The organism is Acinetobacter sp. CWB-G5, assembly GCF_019209785.1.
GTDB classification, from domain to species: domain Bacteria; phylum Pseudomonadota; class Gammaproteobacteria; order Pseudomonadales; family Moraxellaceae; genus Acinetobacter; species Acinetobacter johnsonii.
This window is the reverse complement of the sequence record NZ_JAHUTF010000002.1, coordinates 457438-477579: the sequence shown is the minus strand read 5'-3', so window position 1 is coordinate 477579 and position 20142 is coordinate 457438. Positions and strand designations below refer to the sequence as shown.

Sequence of the window (20142 nt, the reverse complement as noted above, 5' to 3'; positions counted from 1 at the left end):
TTAATGCCCTGTTGAGTTTGAAAATAAGTTAATTACGACCACACCAGAAACAATCAGTGCAATACCGATCATTGCTGCGAGATCTAGACTTTGTCGGAAAACAAAGTAACCAATCAGAGCGGTTAAAACAATACCAACACCCGCCCAAATCGCATAAGCGATACCCAATGGAATCACTTTAATCACCTGAGACAATAAATAAAATGCCAACGAAAATAGAACCACTACGGCCAGAGAAGGCAATAGCTTGGTAAAACCTTCCGACTTTACCAAAAAAGTCGAACCAATCACTTCAGAAATAATTGCCATCGCCAGCAATGCATAAGCCATTAATATAGGATTCATCAGGAACTCAATAATAAACATACCAATCGGTCGGTATGTTATTTAAATACTAAAAATTAAACAAGTCTTTCTGTATACTTTTTTATTTTGTTTCAGTCGGCATTGAGGTCTGTTTTATAAAATCAATAGTTCGATCAAAGGTGAGCTGGCTGGCTTGTTTACTCATCATAAACTGATATTCATGCACCAAAAACTCCTTAGAGTCTGGATAAAAAGCCTCCGTGACTGCAACCTGATGCTGCTTCAACACCTCGACGAAAGGTAAAGACTGGCTCTTGGTTAAAAAGTCTTTATTTCCTCCACTGATAAAGACAGATGGATACTGTGGCGTAATATGTTCACTGGTTGAAATTGACTTTAAAAACTCTGCATCCTCTTTACGCTCCCCTGTATAAGCTTGAACCAAGTTATAAACGCCCCATTCAATGAGCCTGAGTTCCTCAGGAGCGGTGTTCACAAAGCGATATAAGTCATAAATACCACAATGGAAAATTAGCCCTTTAAGCTGTTTCGGCTGAATGCTCGGCTTAAAATTGGATGCTTGAGCAAATGCGGGATTAGTCAAAAGTGCAGCATAATGACTGGCAATATTGGCTCCAGCAGAGTCTCCTGCTAAATACAGTTGGTTCGGGTTAATATGATACTGAGCAGCATTCAATTGTAAGAAATTCAGTGCATGATCGACTTGCTGTAACTGAGTGGGATAAATAGCCTCAGGTGCAAACTGATACTCTACCGAGACCACGTTAAAGCCTTGATTAGCTAAAAGCTTAAAATAACCTCGCGCATGCTCTTTTGAGCCCGAAACCCATCCGCCGCCATGAATCCAAACCACCGTGGGCACTGCGTTTAGTTGTTCAATATTTTTGGGTTGATAGATATCAACATTCAGCTCAGGACTAGCTTGATATGTAATATTATTGTGTATGATGACATCGGGAGGCGCAAAGCGATCTAGCATTTTCATTTGAATATTGGTTGCTGTATTGAACGTTCCCGCAATCAGTTTGGTGTTCTTTTCTACACTTTGACACGCACTCAAAAGCACAATCATGAAAACAGTACTAAGCACTTTTATTATTGATTGAAAAATCATACTGTTCGGCCCCACCCTTTTTTCAAATGATTCTAATACAATCTCTATCACATCGCATGATTAAACAGGTCACATTTCAGCCTCATTTAAACACTAGAAGCATCTTTTAAAAAATATTGCTTTAAATCTGAAACTTGAGTTTTTCACTCAACATTTTGGACACGTAAATCGGCTTTTTTTTGAATTATTTTCTTTAAATTTCATGAATTTTCAATTTTTAGCCCGATCAAAATTGAACATTTAATGGCAGTGTGTTATCAATAAATTAAGAACTAAATCTTATACAAAAAGGAGTCCCTCTGATGGCTTACCAACATATTTTAGTCCCTGTTGACGGTTCACAAATTTCTTTTTCTGCGGTTAAGCAAGCGGCTGAAATTGCCAAAGTTTTTGGCAGTCAACTCACATTGATTAGCTTAGTTGCTGAAGACCCTCTCAAAGATGCTGATTTTTACTATACTTCTCCAATCATGAAAGACTATTTCATACAAGCCTACAACAATGCTGAGAAAGCCCTTCAGGATGCAGTTCAAATTGCACAAGAACAAGGTATAACAGCACAGTCTAAAATCATCAAAGGTGAAGTCTCTGAAGATGCTGTGGTCGAAGCGGCCGCTTCACTAAAAAACGACCTAATTGTGATGGGTTCACATGGCCGTAAAGGCTTTCAAAAATTCCTATTAGGCAGCTTTGCTCAAGATGTTCTCAAGTCTACTGAACTCCCAGTCCTCATTGTTAAAGCTTAATCAACTATAACGCGTCTTTATGTGAGCTGATTTCGCATGTACTGCAAAATGATCCGCAAAAAGACGTACCCTTAAGGAGAAAATAATGAGCTACAAACACATTTTGGTTGCCGTCGATGAATCACCGATGTCTTATGCTGCTGTTGAACAAGCACTTGAGTTGGCCAAAGATTTAAACAGTCGTGTAACGCTCATGAGCGTGATTGCAGTCGATCCATTTGTCGGTGTCGACTTCTATAAAGTTGCACCAGCCATCACCGACTATTTCCTACATGCTGAAAAAGTCGCTCAAGACCGTTTAGCCGAAGTAAAGCTCTCATTTGACCGTGATGAAATTGAGGTGGATACCAAAGTGATTCGCGGCATCTCTCCTTCTGAAGGTATTATTCATGTGGCCGATGAAGTCGGTGCAGACCTAATTTTGATGGGCTCACATGGCCGTACAGGTTTTAAAAAGATGATGTTAGGTAGTGTGGCGCAAAATGTTCTCACACAGTCTCCAATACCTGTGCTGATCGTAAAAGTTTAAGTATTGTTTTAAACAAAAAAGACTGCCGAAGCAGTCTTTTTTTGTTTGGCAGAACTTGTTCACTTTATTAGCTTTTACTAATCTGCTGATGCAAATTTTGCAAATAATGCTCTGCTGCCGACTGTTGCATAAAAGTTTTTTGAAATAAACCCGAAGCCTGATGGTTATGCGGACTATATTCAACATTGACTTGAAATGTTCCCAGTTCAGCACTTTTCGCAATACGAATAGCAATAATATGAACGGTATTTAAATAAAACCCATCTTCAATTTTAACTAACATATCTGTTTACACTCTACATGTTTGTCTACCCAATAGCCTGTATACATAAGCCGAAAAAAATACAGAATATTGAGCTAATCATCTGTTATGCCATAACATTATACCCATAAAATGCGATTTATTTCACACTATTCACATGAATGTTCATTATTTATAAAAATACTAATGTGCACTCTTCATGCTGTCATTCTTCAGTTTACATAAAAAAAGCCAGTCAATAGACTGGCTTTTTTTATGCGTAGATGAGTTAAATACTTAACATACTGCTTAAAGTTTCACTGACATTTTTAGATTTCACTTGTGGTTTTAAAGCCTCAAGCTTTGCTTTCACTTCGCTACGCTGTGGCTCTGCCAAGCTATACCAGCGAGACAAAACTTGAAGTAAACGAGAACCAACAATTGGGTTTTTCTCATCTAAATATTTTGCCAGCCCAATGAAATGATCCACACCAAAACTCCATGTGTTCACTGGGTTTGCATTTAAACCACCACTCACTGAACGAATGCGGTTCGGCACGCCCAAATCATAATCGGCATGTGAAGTGAGGTATTGAATGGTTTCCGTCGTAGCACAAGGATGTGCCGCTTGAAGTGTGAACCACTGATCTAGTGACAAAGCCTCATCTTTAAAACGTTGATAAAAATCATGTAAAGCCGCTTCTGCTTGCTGTGCATCGTTCCACACCAAGACACGTAGTGCACCTAAACGCTCAGACATATTGCCTGTAGCTTCGTATTGCTGATACGCCAGTTCAAAAGCGGTTTCATCACCTTGACGTGCCATCATACTGAGCATGATGTTTTTCAGTGCACGGACACCCATGGCTTGTGAGAACTCTTTTTGCAAATCTGGGTCTAAAGCTAAATAAGTGTCTTTACAGAACTCACCTAACTCACGTGCCAGTTTTTCAATTAAAGCATTACGTTGTTCTTGAATCTTCGCTGGTTCGTAGTCGGTGTCGATGCGACTACCTAAATAACCTTCACTTGGCACATCAAATAAACGTGATGCCAAGAGTGGATCTTGTTCAACGAGATCTGGCAGTGTGTTTTTAATAGCTTGAATATAAATATGCGCATCATGACCATTGAGTAAAATACGCTCAAGCAGTGTTTGCGTTGCTTGCCATTGGTTAAAACCATTGGTTTCGTATTGAATCAGGAACGCCAACTCTTCATCGGTATAGTTAAATTCTAAGTTGACGGGCGCAGAAAAATTACGCAGTAATGACACGACAGGTTTCGTGCTTAAACCACTAAACACAATGCTGGCTTGGTCTTGGTCAAAAAGATACACACCGTCTTTGACTGCATTTTCAAATAAACTGTCTGAGTTTAAAACCAATTGCTCACCTGTTGCAGCATCGAACAGTGCTAAAGCGACAGGAATTGGAACAGCTTTTAGGTTCGGATACTTAGGATGTGCTTTTAAACTTTGCTTAAAGTTTAAAGTATAGGTTTGCGCAGCAGCATCATAATGACCTTCCGCTTCTAACTTTGGTGTACCAGGTTGGTTATACCATGTTAAGAAATTGGATAAATCTACGCCTGAACCTGCGGTTAAAGCGGCTACCCAGTCTTCAACGGTCACAGCTTGACCATCATGGCGTTCAAAGTACTCATCAGTTCCTTTACGGAATTTTTCTTTGCCCAATAAGGTAGCCATCATGCGGTTAATTTCCGCACCTTTTTCGTAGACCGTTGCAGTATAAAAGTTATTGATTTCCACAAAATGGTCAGGACGCGGTGGATGAGACAATGGGCCTGAATCTTCTGGGAACTGATGCGCTTTGAGTACCGCAACGTCATCAATACGTTGAACCGCAGCAGACTGCAAATCTTCTGAGAAAGATTGATCACGGAAAACCGTTAAGCCTTCTTTTAAACACAATTGGAACCAATCACGGCAAGTAATGCGGTTACCTGTCCAGTTATGGAAATACTCATGGGCAATTACCGACTGTACACGCATGATCGCGGCATCTGTCGTGTATTCTTCATCCGCCAAAACACATGACGTATTAAAGATGTTTAGACCTTTATTTTCCATCGCCCCCATGTTGAAAGCACTGGTAGCCACAATCATATAGTTGTCTAAATCATAGGGCCGACCATAGTGTTCTTCATCCCAACGCATTGAATGCTTTAAGGCTTCCATTGCAATATGACATTTCGGAATATCTTTTTCTTCAGCATAAATTTCCAAAGCCACATCACGGCCTTCAGAGGTCACATAACGATCTTTTAGAACAGCCAAATCACCAATCACACAAGCAAACAAATACGCTGGTTTTTTGGTTGGATCTTGCCAAATGGTATAGTGACGACCTTCGCCCGCCTCGCCCGCTTCAATCAAGTTACCATTGGCAAGGAGCACTGGATATTTTTTGTCAGCTTCTACACGTGTGGTAAAGACTGAAAGGACATCAGGACGGTCTGGGTAAAAGGTAATTTTACGGAATCCTTCAGGCTCATTTTGGGTAACAAACAAATCTGATGCGGCTTGGTATAAACCTTCAAGTTGTGTATTTGACTCAGGATGAATGATCACCGATGTCTCAAGCTTGATCTGATTTGGTGCATTACGAATCACCAACTGCTCAGTATCAAGCACATATTGCTCTTGGCTGAGTTGCTGACCATTCAGCACTAAGCTTTTCAGCTCTAAATCACGCCCAAGTAAAACCAAATCACCCTCAGTTTGGCGCGTCAGCTCCAGTACAGCATCAACTTTGCTATGCTCATCATAGACCTGAATATCGAGGTGAATGCTGTCTACTAAAAAAGATGGTTTTTGGTAATCTTTTAAATAGACGGTTTGATCTGCTTCAATAATTGGATTTGCCGCAATATTCATGTCATGTCCTAATGCTATTGGTCTACAGCTTTATATTGTGTATGTTTTGATCATACGACAAGTTTGCCATGCTGTCTGTGTATGTTGAATGATATTTATATGGGCACGTTGAACAAGCTTTTCAATTCTATTTGTCTTATCCCGCTCATATGACTGCGCCAAGTGAATAAGAAACAGACAACTCCTCACATCGTGCCGTCCTTGTCTAGCAATATTTGCACCACCCTTTACACTTACACAGTGCCATTAGCTCTCTACCATTCTAACGCTGAGAAACTTAAAGACATCGATAAGATATAAAGCCAGCTCTTTTCAAATATCTAACTTAATTTTCAAATCGGCTACATTTTGTGCACAGTTTTTGCTTGTATCTAAATATGCATAGCGCATGATAAAACCTAAGCAAAACAAATAGAGGTGTGAGATGTACTTAAAAGACCATATCATCCGCGTCGAAAATATAAAAATGCTGCAAGCAATGCATGCTGCAAAAATTGATCATAAAGTCATTGCCCTGTTCATGAGCTGTGAAGGAATGCCTTTACAAGCACATGATGTCAGCAGCATTCTAAATCACTACGACACACTAGGGAGTAAAAAGTTGCCGAGCAAAAAAGTTCAAGCCATGATTGAAGCTAAAAAACTAGGTATGGAAGATGACTCTCTACCTTGCCCCGTTTAAATTCTACTAGTCCAAAAAATACGGTGCATGCCGTATTTTTTTTGCCCTATATTCGCCACTGCGTTACTTTACCCATCTAGCGTTTACAAAGCACCTCTGCTTGTTCAATTACACTGCAATTTACAACGCCTTTCTGAAATTTTAGCGTGTATAATTTGAGAAAATCCTGAGTTTCAAATTCAACTTATGTCGCTTCAAATTTTGCACAAACAACTTGATGAGAGCACGCCTTGTCCACTTTGTCAGGCGGCCATGTTTTGGGTGGATGCTGAACAATACGACAAAGAAATTAACTTTCATGAATGTAGCCACTGCCAACATCGTGTTTTTAGCAATTCCAATCTAAATTGCCACTGCGACAGTTGTTTAGCCCAGCGCAAAAAAATATTGAAAGAAACTCGTCAGCAAGAACAGCGTAAAACCAAAACCAAGGACATTTATGAGTTTGAACTGGGTCAACTCAGTTTTATGCATAAATTATTTTTATTGGCCCTGTTAGATGACTACGCACAAGAACATACACAGCATCAAGAGTTTATTGATTGGGAACAGATCAAATATTTTAGTATCACCCCCAATTATCTGTTTCAAAATAGTCTCGTCAAACAACTGGTAAAAGAACAAATCCTCGTTGCCAAAGATTTTGCCAGTGAAGCCCATCAGTATTATATTAATGTACGTTTGGACGGCTATTCTGAACCTAGCCTATTTAGTGTTACGCAGCAATTACGTTATTGGTTTTATGAAAATCTTAGCCTTGGTGTGCCTTTTAAGACCGCGGATGAAGTCAAAAATGCCTTGTACCAATTGCTCTATCAGGAAATTATCCAATTTATGCAGTTTTACTGCCGTACGTGGGGCATTCAAATTGCGGGAAATAACAGTTTCCAAGTGTTTTGTTATCGTTTACTCGATGTACTCGCAGTCGGACAAATTTATTATTTAATCCAAACTGCATTGGAGTATTTATATGAACGTAAAGCCTTACAACCCAGAAATGAAAACTTCATCAACACCAACTTGTTGAAAAAAACTTTACAACAATACCGTGAACGCAGTGTGGTTGAAAAATGGGAAACATCAACTCTGCCTCGACCGCAAAACTTACCATTCAGCAAAATGAGCGAAGTCTTATTTTTCCGCTTTTTAGGTTATGACGAAGCCATTTTCTTCCAACCTGTCTCTCGTTCATGGCAAAAAATTGAGCCGCGCTTAAGCTTCTATTCGCAAAAACGCTGTATGTACTGCGGTTCAAATGAGCTTACCGTAGATTATGATGCCGATCAATATGTGACTTTATTTTGTCGCAAATGTAAGCACCAAGACCACTATTTCACCAAATAAGGGCACCCACTATGACCCAGCTTTTAGACCTGTCCTTGCTTAACACAAAACAATCGATTCAAGACCAAACCGATGTCTTGGTGGCATATGTTGCTGAAGCTTGGACTGCCCTGCAAACGCAACAACCTTTGGTGCAATGTATCACCAACAGTGTGGCTGCCAATTATGCAGCCAACGTTTTATTAGCTGCGGGCGCCTCACCTGCCATGATTGATAATCCCTTTGAGGCGGAAAGTTTCACCCGTATTAGTGCAGCGCTCAGTATTAACCTAGGTACACCAACCTCTGAACAAATGCAAGCCATGCAAATCTCGGCACAAACCGCACAGCAGCAAAACATACCTTGGGTATTAGACCCTGTAGGATATGGGCCATTTTTAAAATGGCGCTCTGAAATGGTCGATCAGCTATTAGCTTTTCAACCTACCGTTATTCGTGGTAATGCATCGGAAATCAGTACACTTGCGGGTAATCAGATCGAAACCAAAGGCGTTGACAGTACAGCAAGCAGTGCCGATGTCTACCATCAAGCAAAAACACTTTTAGCGCAGGCTGAAGTCATTGCCATTTCTGGTGAGTCTGACTACATCCTTTCCAAACAGCTTGATGCTGTAATCCAAGTCAATGGTGGTTCGCATTTACAACCTAAAGTTACTGCTACGGGTTGTGCCCTAGGTGCATTAATTGCAGCCTATAGCGCAGTCACCAATCCTGTCATTGCAGCGCTGTCTGCGCATGTCCACTTTGCCATTGCGGGGCAGCTTGCTTATGCTCGAAGCCAAAGTACAGGAAGTTTTAATGTAGCGTTTATGGATCACATTCATCAAATGAAAGCTGAAACCATTTATGAATATGCGGATATACAGCTTATCCGTACCTCAGCCTAAATAAAGTATAGCGAGAGTTTCTGCTTAGGCAACTTCTCGCCCTAAAAACACGTTCATCGCCGCTTCTAGCAGAGTCAACAAATCTAATTTACAAATGCACATTAAGCCCATACCAATAAAATAATCAGGCGTATGTTGCATATAAAAGTTGATATGACGACTGGCTCGATTTCGAAGTCGAATCAATTGTTCAGGCGTGGTCTGCGGCAGTACACAAGGATGCACAAACACATCATCACTGCGCTGTTGCACATTCACATGACGGTTTTGCATGAGATCAAGAACCTGTAAATGATCCTCAGGCATTGACACTTCTGCACGCGGATAAAAACGTTTTGAACGTGAAGCAAACAGCCGATACACTTTTGGCTGCATTAAACTCGAAACAAACCATAACTGACGCGTAGGATATTTTAAACGATAACCCAAGGTCACTCGAATTGCGGATAAAAGTGTTCTGTTTTGATTTCGGTAGTCAGGTAAAAAAGCTGCTCGCGAGCTAATAATATATAAGGGTTGATGCGCTGTCTTAAGCTTCAAAATGGCAATAATATTTTGCCCAACTATTTTTCCGCGATGATAAAAACGAATAATTGGCAATGCCACTACATCAGGGTTATACAACAATTGATGCAGTTCTGCTGGGATTGCATTTGGGAAAATTTGTCGATCAAAAGTTTCAAGCTCTTCAAATAGAACTTGTTTTTTCTCTACTGAAAGTTTATTAAAATCAACGACATTTTCCATAAGTTGCATGAAGTGTTTCCATTCTTATTTTAATCATTTGTTTTACTGTCATGGTCTAAATGCAATGCTTTGACCACCATAGGTATAGAAAAAATGTCTTCACCAAACCGATAACGTCAAGAACCAAATACAACACCCCAATTGCGGGCATAGAATAACTGCTTTTTATTTAAGTGCATAGCGCTTATTTTATAAGCAGAAATAAATGCCAGCACGAGGCTGACATTTTTCTCACAATCTATTTTTGCAAGGATTAAGCAGTACGATAGGTGATATTGACTGTCTTAATTCGATTTGAATCCAACTCAAGCACTTCAAAGTGAACACCACGGTAGTCCAGTTGAGTTCCAACGTGTACATCACCATGAGTTTTATCTAGGATTAAACCGGCAACACTGATATAGCCTGCATCTTCTTCAACCAAATCGATCATGCCAAGTTCCAGTTCCAGCTGATATAAATCCAGCATGCCTGTTGCCTTCCACGTCTGATCATCAACCTTCACCAAATCAAGTTGCTCATCTGCATCGGGAAATTCACCAGCAATCGCCTCAAATACGTCAAGCGGTGAAACGAGTCCTTGCACATTACCAAACTCATCGCTCACCAAAACCAATGAACCTTTAGACGTTCTTAACGTATTAATCGCATCAATGACTTTCATTTTTTCAAAAATGTAAATTGGACGATGACGTTTGATCAAGTCTTTCAATTGCTCTTCATCATCTAAAACATCGAGCAATTCTTTGGCGCGCGCAATACTGATCACTTTATCCAAGCTACCACGGCACACAGGAAATAAACTGTGCGGCACAGACAATACCTGCTCACGAATTTTCTCAGGTGAATCATCAAGATTGACCCATGAAATTTGACTACGTGGTGTCATGATCGACGCGACTGAACGTTCGGCCAATGTCAGTACACCACCAATCATATAACGTTCCTCATCCGCAAAAGTTTCTTGCGCTTGAAGCTGATCAGGGTCTTCTGCTTGGATCTTGCCACCCATGAGTTTTAAAATAGAATCTGCAGTACGGTGACGCAGTGGAATTTTCGCTTCATGTTTTGCCGCATTGCGCTCACCAAACTGATTAAAGGCTTCAATCGCAATGGCAACGCCGATACCTGAATAGATATAACCCTTAGGAATGTGGAAGCCGAAACCTTCCGCAATCAGGCTGATACCAATCAACAGTAAGAAGCTTAAACACAAGATGACCACAGTCGGATGACGGTTTACAAAAGTCATTAATGGTTTCGACGCTAACAGCATCACCACCATGGCAACGACCATAGCCACCATCATCACATTAATGTTGTCGACCATACCAATCGCGGTAATCACCGAATCCAGTGAGAACACCGCGTCAAGGATCACAATCTGTGCCACAACTGCGGTGAAACCTGCATAGACTACATTGGTGGTCAGCTTAACTTCGGGCTTACCTTCAATTTTTTCATGCAATTCGGTAACGGCTTTATAAACTAAGAATAATCCACCAAATAAAAGAATCAGATCTCGCCCAGAGAATGTCCAATCCAATACCGTAATCAGCGGTCGAGTCAACGTGACTAACCAAGTAATGATAAACAACAAGCCCAAGCGCATTAAAAGTGCAAGCGACAGACCAATGACACGCGCTTTATCACGTTGCTCAGGAGGAAGTTTTTCGGCCAAAATGGCAATAAAGACTAGGTTATCAATACCTAAAACTATTTCTAATATAATCAGTGTAAGTAAACTTACCCATATTCCCGGATCTAATAAAAATTCCATTATTTTATTACCCCAGAATTATGTTTCTGTTTTAAAAGCATAGACCTGCACGGCGACGGATCCATATTTGTGACCTGTTCAACTAAAGATGAAATAATTATGCCTGAGATGTTTGGGTTGTAATAATTTTTTTATAGTTTTTAACAAAATTTTAATATTCGACCACTTATTATGCAAAAAATACATAAAAATATCGAAATCTCTGTTCGAAATTTTGTCACTTAATGCCAATTGTCGCATTCTATAAAGATTAGACGCGGCGGTCATTTTTTAGTTTTTCTAATAAAACACATCTTAAATAAAACTCAAATTATTGTTTTTATTTAATTATTTATTTTAATAATAGTTAAAAAATATCAATTCACTACAATTATGATTTCCAAGAATGACACTTTTTGTTAAAAACACTAGTTCACAAATCCATTTTTTTCACTAAAATGAAACACGACCAGCATTAATGTAAAAGTGGTCAATTACCCAAACCAAGGATGCGCGGATTGACAATCCGATCAAAGTAATCGAAGACAGGATTCATCGCTATGAACAATGAAAAAGCATTGACCTTCAATAAAACGTCAAAAATGCTTGCCAATACTAGCTATGAAGGCGCATATCTGCATTTAGACTCCTCATTTGATCAGCATCAAGTTAAAGTTGTGGTTTCGCATAATAACCAAAAGTTTGAAATGCACTTGCCTATCGTTCTACAGGACGGTTTTCCGATGGCTAAACTTTCTTTGGATTCTCACCAGAATGCTGAAGTCGAAGATGAAGTTGTACAATTTGCGCAAAGTATTGTGAGCTTCCATCAGGATAAAGACAGTTATGCCCTGTCTCTTCTAAACAGCCACGCTTAAATTTTCTTGATTACTGGCCAAGGTTATCCATTAACAAATTTCGTTTATGGTGATAAATCCAGTAATTTTGTATTGATAAGTGTATGAGTGTTCACATAAAATGTGTTCAAATGATCTATAAAATAAAAATACGATTCACGGGGAATCCGTCACATGACCAAAAAGTACAGTAAGTTCCTACCAGGTTCTGAAGATTTTTCTTTAGAAAGTTTTCCATTTTACTGGGTAACACAAGTACATGCACAGTATGTACTCAATGTCGATCACGCTTTAAAAAAGTATGGTTTAGATAACTCACGTCGTCGTATTTTACTAGCTCTAGATTCAAAGCCACATGCCAGTGTTTCTGATTTATCTGACATGGTGGTCTCTAAAATGTCGACAACCACCAAAATTGTTTATCGTTTAAAAGATGAAGGATTGGTTGAAACTTATTCTTGTGAAGACGATGCTCGTATCACCCGCGTCCTTCTCACCGAAAAAGGTGTTGAAATGACCAATAAGATTAATGATCTCACCAGTGTTGTCCTTGAGCAATCATTTGAAGGCTTAACACCTTTGCAAATTGAAAAAATGATGGAAAGCTTAAAACACGTGTTTAAAAATTTAGCTCGCTAAACCGCTTAAAAGTCGAAAAAGTTGAGTTGGGGACTCTCTTTTTCGACTTTTATTTTCGGCACATGTGAACATTCAAACTCTTTAACAGGAAAGCCTTGTACAAAGGATTGAATATTTGGTGATTTCCAGCTGAGCCACTCCTCTAAGCGTTCATGTGGAATCACGATTACTGAACGCTTCACATCACCCGGCTCATGAAACTCCCGCATCATTGGGTGGTCTATAGCATCCATTGTAAGCATGGTTGCTGAACGCACTACCTCGCCTGCTATACGACAGATTTCATAAAGTGCAGCAACAAATATCACTTGACTATCCTGTCGTCTAACACCCCATCTCTGCGGCTTTTGTTCTATATATTTGGACTCATAAAATTCAAAAACTGGGATCACACCAAACTGATATTTGGAAGTGGCCTCAATAAAACTAGCCTTTTGCAAGAGTGTCTCACTTCGAGCATTATAGGTTTTCGTTGCAATACTCTTATCTTCGGCCCATTTCGGTATTAAACCAAAATGTACCTTACGCCACTCAAAACCTATATTTGATTTGAACAATAAAGGCAGCTCATAACCAGGATAGACTTCTTCGACATAATCAAACGGAATTTCAGGTAGACCAAACTGTTGTACTTGAGCAAGGGTTAGAGGTTTAAAATTAGCACACATGGATTTTCATCTAACTTGATGGTTAACAATAGTATGACGAGATTTATATAGCGAATTGTATAAGGCTTTTATCCGCATCGTCTAGTTGAGATACTGATTTAGCCCGACTCTTAAGCCCATTCATAGCCTTGAGTAAGCCCAATCTATAGATCACCATTACCCAAAATTAAATCAGTCTTATTCATTTCCTATATAAACGCAGTACGACTTATTTCAGCCAATAAAAAAGCCTCCGAAGAGGCTTTTTTAGATTTACAGATTAGTCACCTGTATAACCTTTTAACTTCAAGCGTGCAGCATGCAGAAGTGGCTCTGTATAACCTGATGGCTGCTCACCACCTTTAAACACTAAGTCATACGCTGCTTTATATGCATAACCATCGAAGCTTGGTGCCATAGGCGTGTAAAGCGGATCGTTTGCGTTTTGTTCATCAACGATTTTCGCCATACGCTGCATCACTTCTTCAACTTGCGCCGCAGATACGATGCCATGACGTAACCAGTTTGCAACGTGTTGAGATGAAATACGTAAAGTTGCACGGTCTTCCATTAAACCCACGTTATTGATGTCTGGAACTTTCGAACAACCTACACCCAAGTCAACCCAACGCACAACATAACCCAAGATCCCTTGAAGGTTATTTTCAAGCTCTTTGGTTTTCTCTTCTTCAGTCCAGTTGGTATCTGTCGCTAAAGGTGGTGTTAACAAATCATCTAATGATAAAGGCTCTGTATTCAATAATTCTTTTTGACGCTCAGACACGTTGCATTGGTGATAGTGAATCGCATGAATGACAGCACCAGATGGAGAAGGAACCCATGCACAGCTTGCGCCCGCTTCTGGATGTTCAATCTTGGTTTTGTACATGTCTAAAAGCATATCTGGTTTTGGCCACATGCCTTTACCAATTTGTGCTTTACCACGTAAGCCCGCTTGAAGACCGATCATCACGTTACGGTTTTCATATGCTGGGAACCAAATTTGTGATTTCACTTCGCCCTTACGAACGAATGGACCTGCTTCCATAAAGGTATGGATTTCATCTCCAGTACGGTCCATGAAACCCGTGTTAATGAAGATCGTACGGTCTTTCGCTTGAGCAATACAGTTTTTCAAGTTTACAGAAGTACGACGTTCTTCATCCATGATACCGATTTTTAAAGTTTTTGCAGGCAAGCCAAGCGCTTGTTCTGAACGCTCAAACAACTCAACAGCAAAAGCAACTTCTTCAGGGCCATGCATTTTAGGTTTTACGATGTACATTGAACCTTTACGAGAGTTCTTGTTTTCGTTTTCACCTTTAATGTCTGCGAAAGACAATAGCGGAGTGATTAATGCATCCATGATACCTTCGTAGATTTCAGCACCATCTACAAGAATCGCAGGGTTGGTCATGAGATGACCCACGTTACGAAGAAGCATCAATGAACGACCATGAAGTTTTGTTTCACCGCCAATCAAGTTTTTGTGCGTACGGTCTTTATTCAAAGTACGCGTAACGGTTTTACCATTTTTCTCGATAGACTCTGAAAGTGTACCTTTCATCAAACCTAACCAGTTACGGTAGCCTTCAACTTTCTCTTCTGCATCTACAGCAGCGATCGAATCTTCTAAATCCTGAATAGTCGTTACAGCAGCTTCAAGAACTAAATCTTTTACGCCAGCGGCATCTGTTTTACCAATTGGGCTGTTCGCATCAATTTCAATTACAACGTGTAGGCCATTGTTTAAAAGTACGATTTCTGTTGGAGCAGATTCTTCGCCATTAAAACCAACAAATTGTGCTTCTTTAGCCAAAGTCGATGTCGAACCGTCTTTTAACGTCACGACTAACTTTTTGCCTTCAACTGCATATTTTGTCGCATCAACATGCGAACCATTTGCTAATGGGAAGGTTTCATTTAAGAAGTTTTTCGCAAATGCAATAACTTTGTCGCCACGTACAGGGTTATAGCCTTTACCTTTTTCCGCGCCACCGTCTTCAGGGATCACGTCAAAACCGTAAAGTGCGTCGTACAAAGAGCCCCAACGCGCGTTTGCAGCATTTAAGCAGTAACGTGCATTACGCACAGGTACTACCAATTGCGCACCAGCCAATAATGCGATTTCTTCATCTACATTTTCTGTGCTGATTTGGAAATCTTCTACTTCTGGTACTAAGTAGCCAATTTCAGTAAGGAAAGCTTTGTAAGCTCCAAGTTCAAATTTGTTGTTGCGGTGCCATTCATCGATCTTCGCTTGAATGTCGTCACGCTTAGCCAATAGTGCTTTGTTCTTTGGGCTAAGATCGACAACGACTTGTTCAAAGTTTTTCCAGTAAGTTTCACTGTCCAAACCTGAACCTGGAAGTGCTTCATTTTCGATGAAATCGTAAAGTTCTTTAGCAATCGCTAACTTGCCTTTTTGAATACGTGCAGTCATTGTCTTTCCTGATATTGCTACTTTTTATACAAGAGATTCTAGTATACCGATTTAAACTTGGCTGAATAGTAATATCACCGTGCGAAATAGTGATCATTTTTTATTTAATAAAGTATACAAACTACCAAATAAAATACTGCTCAAGGCCCAGGCATTATCAATTTACAAAATGCTCTTTAGTAGTTTATTAAGTTTTTGAAATGCCGAAATTAGACTTAAGTGCAGTTTTGTATGTTTATTACACTTAAAACCAATATTCTCCCTATTTTCAATCCTGATTAAGCCATGATTATTCAAAAAAGTCGATAAATTAATCGATGAAAATGCACATAAAAAAGCACCCTTTTGGGTGCTTATATTTTTAAATTTCTTCTTGTTGTTTACTTGCTTCAGCTTGTATTTGTCGATGCGCTTCATTCAAGTAATCATCTGATTGCATTTCCAATAAACGTGAACGCGTGCGTTCAATTTCAAAGGCTAATTTATCACCAGAGTACAAATCGATAATTGTATCTTCTGAGGTTAAAATCAGTTTTACCCCACGGTCATAAAACTCATCGACCAGATAAATAAAACGACGTGTCCCTTCAGAAAGATAATCGGTCAAATGCGGAACATTACTCACCAACACCGTATTATAAATATTTGCAATTTCGATAAAGTCAGCAGGACTACGTGGTTTTAAACACAACTCTGAGTACTCACACCATAAAACATCTTCAGTATGCCCGACCGTTTCTACAATACGATTATTAATAATAATCGGCTCATCTGAAATAGTTTGGGTTTGTGTCAATGCACTAAAACGCTGTGCGATCCAACGTTGGTGCTCATGTGTTAAAGGAGATTTAAAGAGTTGCGCTTGCTTTAAAACACGCAAACGATAGTCCACGCCTGCATCTACATTTAAAATCACACACTGCTGTTTCACCATTTCAATGGTTGGAATGAAACGATCGCGGTGAATACCGTTTTTATATAAACCATCTGGCGCAATGTTTGAGGTTGCCACCAAGGTAATGCCACGTGCAAAAAGCTTTTGGAACAAATCACTGAGAATCATAGCATCTGTGACGTTTGAGACAAAAAACTCATCAAAACAAATGACCACCGCTTCTTTATAAATTTGATCCGCAACCGCATCTAAAGGGTTACGCTGACCTGAAAGCTTGTTGAGCTCACGATGTACATGTTGCATAAAATGGTGAAAATGCATCCGTGTTTTACGACGAAATGGAATTGAGTCATAAAACTGATCCATCAACCATGTTTTACCACGGCCTACACCACCCCACATATACACACCACGGGGAGAAGTTTGACGGCGAAAACGACGGAATGCTTTTTTAGATGCCTTAAAACGTTGAATTAATTCATGCCAAACGCGATCCAACTCATGAACGGCCTGAGCTTGTGCCTCATCAGACATGAACTGCCCGGATGCTAAGGCTTGAGCATAACGCTCTGCAGGAGATAAGGGACTGAATGCGGTAGGTGAATTAAAATCTGACATATCATTTAATACTGTTTTTAGGCTATATCAATTATAGCGGAGTGGAAAAGTTAATATATAACACTTTGGCATAATTATGCTTAGGCTATTTCCCATATTGTCGTGGACTGTAACCAAACCACCGTTTAAATGCATGATTAAAGGCTGCAGGCTCCGAGTAACCCAATAACTCTGCAATCATTTCAATGGAATATTCCTGATATTCCATCAAATGTAGTGCACGGTCTTTCATTAATTGCTCACGAATTTGTTTATAACTGCTATTTAACTGTTGCAACTGGTGTCTTAAGGTTCGCTCTGGCAAATTCAACGCTTGTGCGGTTTCAGCCATGGTCGGCAGTAAACCACGTTGTAACTCCAAATAATCCTGTACACGTTGAATCAGACTTGGTTGCTCTGCCGTTTCTTCCAAACGTTGTAATTCCGCCTGACATTTACCTGCATAAACGTTAAATGTCATCAAATCTGCAGAAGGAATTGGTACATTTAAAACCCATTCATCAAACCAAAATTCAGCTTGCTGCGTACCAAAACTCACTTGTTGACCATAAACCTGCTGATAGAGCGCCAGTTTTTTCGCATCATCAGGTCGTGAAATAGGTAAAGTAATTCGAATCTCAGGCATTTCCAGCCCAATCATCTTATAAATATCTTGTAAAAACTTATAGGTTCCCGCTATCTCAGAGTGTGCACGCAACTGTCCCACAGACGTTTGTAGGTCTCGCGGTAGATAACACAGTGCGACTTGATCATTTTGTTTTTTCAAACCCAATAAACCACTCAAATGTGTCAAACTTTGATAGCGAATACCCTGTTCTAACGCGGTATGTGTCGTTGGACTGGTCATCAATAACATCAGTAAAGGGCCATATCCTGCCAAGACATAATGCTGACCAATGAACAAGCCTTGCTCAGGCTCAATATCCTCTGCAATGATTTTCAAAATATCCCACTCTAGGGCAGGATGAATGATCGCATTCGGATCAAGCGACTCCACACGTAAGCCAATGCTTTGTAACTTTTGATCGACTGCGACTCCTGCTTTACGCATTCCTTGAATCAAATACATCAAGCCAAGTACAGAACGTTTCATAATCAATTAAAAGCAAAATATTGGCCTATGTTTTACTACAGCCGCCTAGCGCACAACAATTGCCGAATCTATCAATTTTCTTGTCAAGGCTATCATAGACCTTCTGGATAGTTGCTCTACAATAAAGTAAAACAAAAAGGAAAAACAAATGCAGGCAGCAAATTCAACAACCCCTCAGGTAAAAATCGCCATTATTGGTGCAGGCTTTGGCGGTTTAGCTATGGCTATTCGCCTTTTACAAAACAATATTCGTGATTTTGTCATTTTGGAAAAAGCCAGTGAAATAGGTGGCACATGGCGTGAAAACCAATATCCGGGCGCTGCTTGTGATGTACAGTCACATCTCTATTCCTTGTCTTTTTCACCCAAGACCGACTGGTCTAAACGTTATGCTGAAGCACCTGAAATTTATCAATACATGCAAACACTTACCACTGAAAATCAATTGCAGCCTTATATCCGCTTTCACACCGAAGTCAGTGCTGCACATTACTTAGACAATCAGTGTTTATGGCAACTCACCCTTAATCAAAATGAAACTCTGACCGCTCAATTTGTCATTTTCGCATCTGGTCCGTTGCATGTACCGCAAATTCCGCATATTGCGGGTATCGAGAAGTTTAAAGGCAAAGTTTTCCATTCATCACAGTGGGATCATGACTATGACCTCAGCAGTAAAAATGTTGCCTCGATTGGCACTGGGGGTAGCGCGATTCAATATATTCCTGAAATTTCAGAACAAGTGAAACAACTTTACGTACTGCAAAGGACAGCCGCATGGGTTATTCCTCGGGACGAACGTCGTTATTTACCCATTGAGAAAACACTGTTTAATCGATTTGATTGGTTTCGAAAAATTCATCGAGCTCGTCTGTATTGGACAAATGAATCTCGTGTTGTTCCTATTATGAAACCACAGGTCATGAAATATGCACAAAAACTAGCAGAAGCCTATATTCGCCATCAAGTCAAAGATCCTGTAACCGCAGATAAGCTGATTCCCAACTATATTATGGGTTGTAAACGCATTTTGGTCTCCAACAAATATTATCCAAGCTTCAACCGTAAAAATTTGGAGTTGATTACCGATGATATTTTGGAATTGACTGAGGACAGTATCATCACCAAAGATGGGAAAAAGCGTAAAATTGACTGCCTCATCTATGGCACAGGTTTTGTGACTGACCCACGTATTTATCTTAAATCCTTTAGCTGTACAGGACTGAATCATGTCGAGCTTACAGACGCATGGCAAGATGGGGCCGAAAGTTACTATGGAATTAGCACCAAAGGTTTCCCAAACTTATTTCAGCTTTTAGGGCCCAATACAGTCTTAGGTCATAACTCGGTTATTTTTATGATTGAGTCACAAGTAAATTACATTCTACAGCTCATCGAGATGACAGAAAAAACCCAATCTCAAGCAATCGTTGTGAAAGCAGATACTCAAGACCAATTTAATCACCATGTACAAAGTCAATTTACAGATACCATTTGGCAATCTGGCTGTGTCAGCTGGTATCAACAAGCGGACGGGAAAAATTTCTCTTTATGGCCCAGCTATACATGGAAGTATTGGCTAAAAACACGAAAAGCCAATCCAGCAGACTATCGTTTTTTAAACTCTAAGCAAGATAGTCAAGCAATAAATTAAGATCACGGTCATAATAAGTTA

General features: G+C 39.8%; 18 protein-coding genes. 8 read left to right on the top strand and 10 right to left on the bottom strand.

Going from position 1 to position 20142, the window contains the following annotated elements; all coding sequences use genetic code 11:
* Together KVY11_RS06330 and KVY11_RS06325 are read right to left on the bottom strand one after the other, a co-directional pair.
* Complete coding sequence (locus KVY11_RS06330) at window positions 1-345, bottom strand: multidrug efflux SMR transporter (protein ID WP_218288450.1); 345 nt, start codon at window positions 343-345, stop codon at window positions 1-3.
* Between the two features lie 82 nt (window positions 346-427).
* Window positions 428-1441 (bottom strand): alpha/beta hydrolase, encoded by a 1014-nt coding sequence (locus tag KVY11_RS06325; RefSeq protein ID WP_218288449.1) that lies wholly within the window; start codon window positions 1439-1441, stop codon window positions 428-430.
* Between the two features lie 302 nt (window positions 1442-1743).
* Here KVY11_RS06325 and KVY11_RS06320 point away from each other — a divergent pair, with 302 nt between their 5' ends.
* Window positions 1744-2187: a universal stress protein gene (locus KVY11_RS06320; RefSeq protein WP_058869721.1), complete on the top strand. Its 444-nt coding sequence runs from the start codon at window positions 1744-1746 to the stop codon at window positions 2185-2187.
* 85 nt (window positions 2188-2272) lie between these two features.
* On the top strand, window positions 2273-2716 hold the full coding sequence (locus KVY11_RS06315; protein WP_004696899.1) for a universal stress protein: 444 nt from the start codon (window positions 2273-2275) through the stop codon (window positions 2714-2716).
* Window positions 2717-2783: 67 nt separating this feature from the next.
* Here KVY11_RS06315 and KVY11_RS06310 read toward each other — a convergent pair whose 3' ends face one another.
* Both KVY11_RS06310 and pepN read right to left on the bottom strand, forming a co-directional pair.
* Entirely contained in the window at window positions 2784-2999 is a 216-nt protein-coding gene (locus tag KVY11_RS06310; protein WP_004696898.1) for a hypothetical protein, read from the bottom strand.
* Between the two features lie 247 nt (window positions 3000-3246).
* Complete coding sequence (pepN, locus tag KVY11_RS06305; RefSeq protein WP_218288448.1) at window positions 3247-5856, bottom strand: aminopeptidase N; 2610 nt, start codon at window positions 5854-5856, stop codon at window positions 3247-3249.
* A 424-nt stretch (window positions 5857-6280) separates the two neighbouring features.
* Between pepN and KVY11_RS06300 the strand changes: the two genes are divergently transcribed.
* The 3 genes from KVY11_RS06300 to thiM all read left to right on the top strand — a co-directional run bounded on the left by KVY11_RS06300 (window position 6281) and on the right by thiM (window position 8769).
* Complete coding sequence (locus KVY11_RS06300) at window positions 6281-6538, top strand: hypothetical protein (RefSeq protein WP_218288447.1); 258 nt, start codon at window positions 6281-6283, stop codon at window positions 6536-6538.
* A gap of 186 nt (window positions 6539-6724) precedes the next feature.
* Entirely contained in the window at window positions 6725-7882 is a 1158-nt protein-coding gene (locus KVY11_RS06295; protein WP_218288446.1) for a hypothetical protein, read from the top strand.
* Between the two features lie 11 nt (window positions 7883-7893).
* Complete coding sequence (thiM, locus tag KVY11_RS06290) at window positions 7894-8769, top strand: hydroxyethylthiazole kinase (RefSeq protein ID WP_078425032.1); 876 nt, start codon at window positions 7894-7896, stop codon at window positions 8767-8769.
* A gap of 24 nt (window positions 8770-8793) precedes the next feature.
* Here thiM and KVY11_RS06285 read toward each other — a convergent pair whose 3' ends face one another.
* Both KVY11_RS06285 and KVY11_RS06280 read right to left on the bottom strand, forming a co-directional pair.
* The gene (locus KVY11_RS06285) at window positions 8794-9525 is read right to left on the bottom strand and encodes a hypothetical protein (RefSeq protein ID WP_218288445.1); all 732 of its coding nucleotides are present in this window, start codon (window positions 9523-9525) and stop codon (window positions 8794-8796) included.
* Between the two features lie 244 nt (window positions 9526-9769).
* Entirely contained in the window at window positions 9770-11296 is a 1527-nt protein-coding gene (locus KVY11_RS06280; protein ID WP_168159241.1) for a transporter associated domain-containing protein, read from the bottom strand.
* 539 nt (window positions 11297-11835) lie between these two features.
* Here KVY11_RS06280 and KVY11_RS06275 point away from each other — a divergent pair.
* Both KVY11_RS06275 and KVY11_RS06270 read left to right on the top strand, forming a co-directional pair.
* Entirely contained in the window at window positions 11836-12153 is a 318-nt protein-coding gene (locus KVY11_RS06275) for a hypothetical protein (RefSeq protein WP_125274462.1), read from the top strand.
* 153 nt (window positions 12154-12306) lie between these two features.
* Window positions 12307-12771: a MarR family winged helix-turn-helix transcriptional regulator gene (locus tag KVY11_RS06270; protein WP_004696885.1), complete on the top strand. Its 465-nt coding sequence runs from the start codon at window positions 12307-12309 to the stop codon at window positions 12769-12771.
* A 5-nt stretch (window positions 12772-12776) separates the two neighbouring features.
* On the opposite strand, the gene KVY11_RS06265 is transcribed toward KVY11_RS06270, so the two are convergent.
* The 4 genes from KVY11_RS06265 to KVY11_RS06250 all read right to left on the bottom strand — a co-directional run bounded on the left by KVY11_RS06265 (window position 12777) and on the right by KVY11_RS06250 (window position 18467).
* A complete protein-coding gene (locus KVY11_RS06265; RefSeq protein WP_218288444.1) occupies window positions 12777-13439 on the bottom strand; it encodes an SOS response-associated peptidase family protein in 663 nt (220 codons plus the stop codon).
* Between the two features lie 259 nt (window positions 13440-13698).
* Entirely contained in the window at window positions 13699-15861 is a 2163-nt protein-coding gene (locus KVY11_RS06260) for a malate synthase G (protein WP_218288443.1), read from the bottom strand.
* Between the two features lie 361 nt (window positions 15862-16222).
* The gene (gene zapE / locus KVY11_RS06255) at window positions 16223-17374 is read right to left on the bottom strand and encodes a cell division protein ZapE (protein WP_004696878.1); all 1152 of its coding nucleotides are present in this window, start codon (window positions 17372-17374) and stop codon (window positions 16223-16225) included.
* 85 nt (window positions 17375-17459) lie between these two features.
* Entirely contained in the window at window positions 17460-18467 is a 1008-nt protein-coding gene (locus KVY11_RS06250) for an AraC family transcriptional regulator (protein ID WP_218288442.1), read from the bottom strand.
* Window positions 18468-18615: 148 nt separating this feature from the next.
* Here KVY11_RS06250 and KVY11_RS06245 point away from each other — a divergent pair, with 148 nt between their 5' ends.
* Window positions 18616-20121: an NAD(P)/FAD-dependent oxidoreductase gene (locus tag KVY11_RS06245; protein WP_218288441.1), complete on the top strand. Its 1506-nt coding sequence runs from the start codon at window positions 18616-18618 to the stop codon at window positions 20119-20121.
* Window positions 20122-20142 lie beyond the last annotated feature (21 nt).

Excerpts from the sequence above, each read along its gene's own strand:
- KVY11_RS06265 (WP_218288444.1), bottom strand. The coding sequence starts at position 13,439 with ATGTGTGCTAATTTTAAACCTCTAACCCTTGCTCAAGTACAACAGTTT.
- KVY11_RS06300 (WP_218288447.1), top strand. The coding sequence starts at position 6,281 with ATGTACTTAAAAGACCATATCATCCGCGTCGAAAATATAAAAATGCTG.
- KVY11_RS06310 (WP_004696898.1), bottom strand. The coding sequence starts at position 2,999 with ATGTTAGTTAAAATTGAAGATGGGTTTTATTTAAATACCGTTCATATT.
- KVY11_RS06260 (WP_218288443.1), bottom strand. The coding sequence starts at position 15,861 with ATGACTGCACGTATTCAAAAAGGCAAGTTAGCGATTGCTAAAGAACTT.
- KVY11_RS06330 (WP_218288450.1), bottom strand. The coding sequence starts at position 345 with ATGAATCCTATATTAATGGCTTATGCATTGCTGGCGATGGCAATTATT.
- KVY11_RS06285 (WP_218288445.1), bottom strand. The coding sequence starts at position 9,525 with ATGCAACTTATGGAAAATGTCGTTGATTTTAATAAACTTTCAGTAGAG.
- KVY11_RS06320 (WP_058869721.1), top strand. The coding sequence starts at position 1,744 with ATGGCTTACCAACATATTTTAGTCCCTGTTGACGGTTCACAAATTTCT.
- KVY11_RS06250 (WP_218288442.1), bottom strand. The coding sequence starts at position 18,467 with ATGAAACGTTCTGTACTTGGCTTGATGTATTTGATTCAAGGAATGCGT.
- KVY11_RS06315 (WP_004696899.1), top strand. The coding sequence starts at position 2,273 with ATGAGCTACAAACACATTTTGGTTGCCGTCGATGAATCACCGATGTCT.
- KVY11_RS06275 (WP_125274462.1), top strand. The coding sequence starts at position 11,836 with ATGAACAATGAAAAAGCATTGACCTTCAATAAAACGTCAAAAATGCTT.
- KVY11_RS06295 (WP_218288446.1), top strand. The coding sequence starts at position 6,725 with ATGTCGCTTCAAATTTTGCACAAACAACTTGATGAGAGCACGCCTTGT.
- KVY11_RS06270 (WP_004696885.1), top strand. The coding sequence starts at position 12,307 with ATGACCAAAAAGTACAGTAAGTTCCTACCAGGTTCTGAAGATTTTTCT.
- KVY11_RS06325 (WP_218288449.1), bottom strand. The coding sequence starts at position 1,441 with ATGATTTTTCAATCAATAATAAAAGTGCTTAGTACTGTTTTCATGATT.
- KVY11_RS06245 (WP_218288441.1), top strand. The coding sequence starts at position 18,616 with ATGCAGGCAGCAAATTCAACAACCCCTCAGGTAAAAATCGCCATTATT.
- thiM (WP_078425032.1), top strand. The coding sequence starts at position 7,894 with ATGACCCAGCTTTTAGACCTGTCCTTGCTTAACACAAAACAATCGATT.
- zapE (WP_004696878.1), bottom strand. The coding sequence starts at position 17,374 with ATGTCAGATTTTAATTCACCTACCGCATTCAGTCCCTTATCTCCTGCA.
- pepN (WP_218288448.1), bottom strand. The coding sequence starts at position 5,856 with ATGAATATTGCGGCAAATCCAATTATTGAAGCAGATCAAACCGTCTAT.
- KVY11_RS06280 (WP_168159241.1), bottom strand. The coding sequence starts at position 11,296 with ATGGAATTTTTATTAGATCCGGGAATATGGGTAAGTTTACTTACACTG.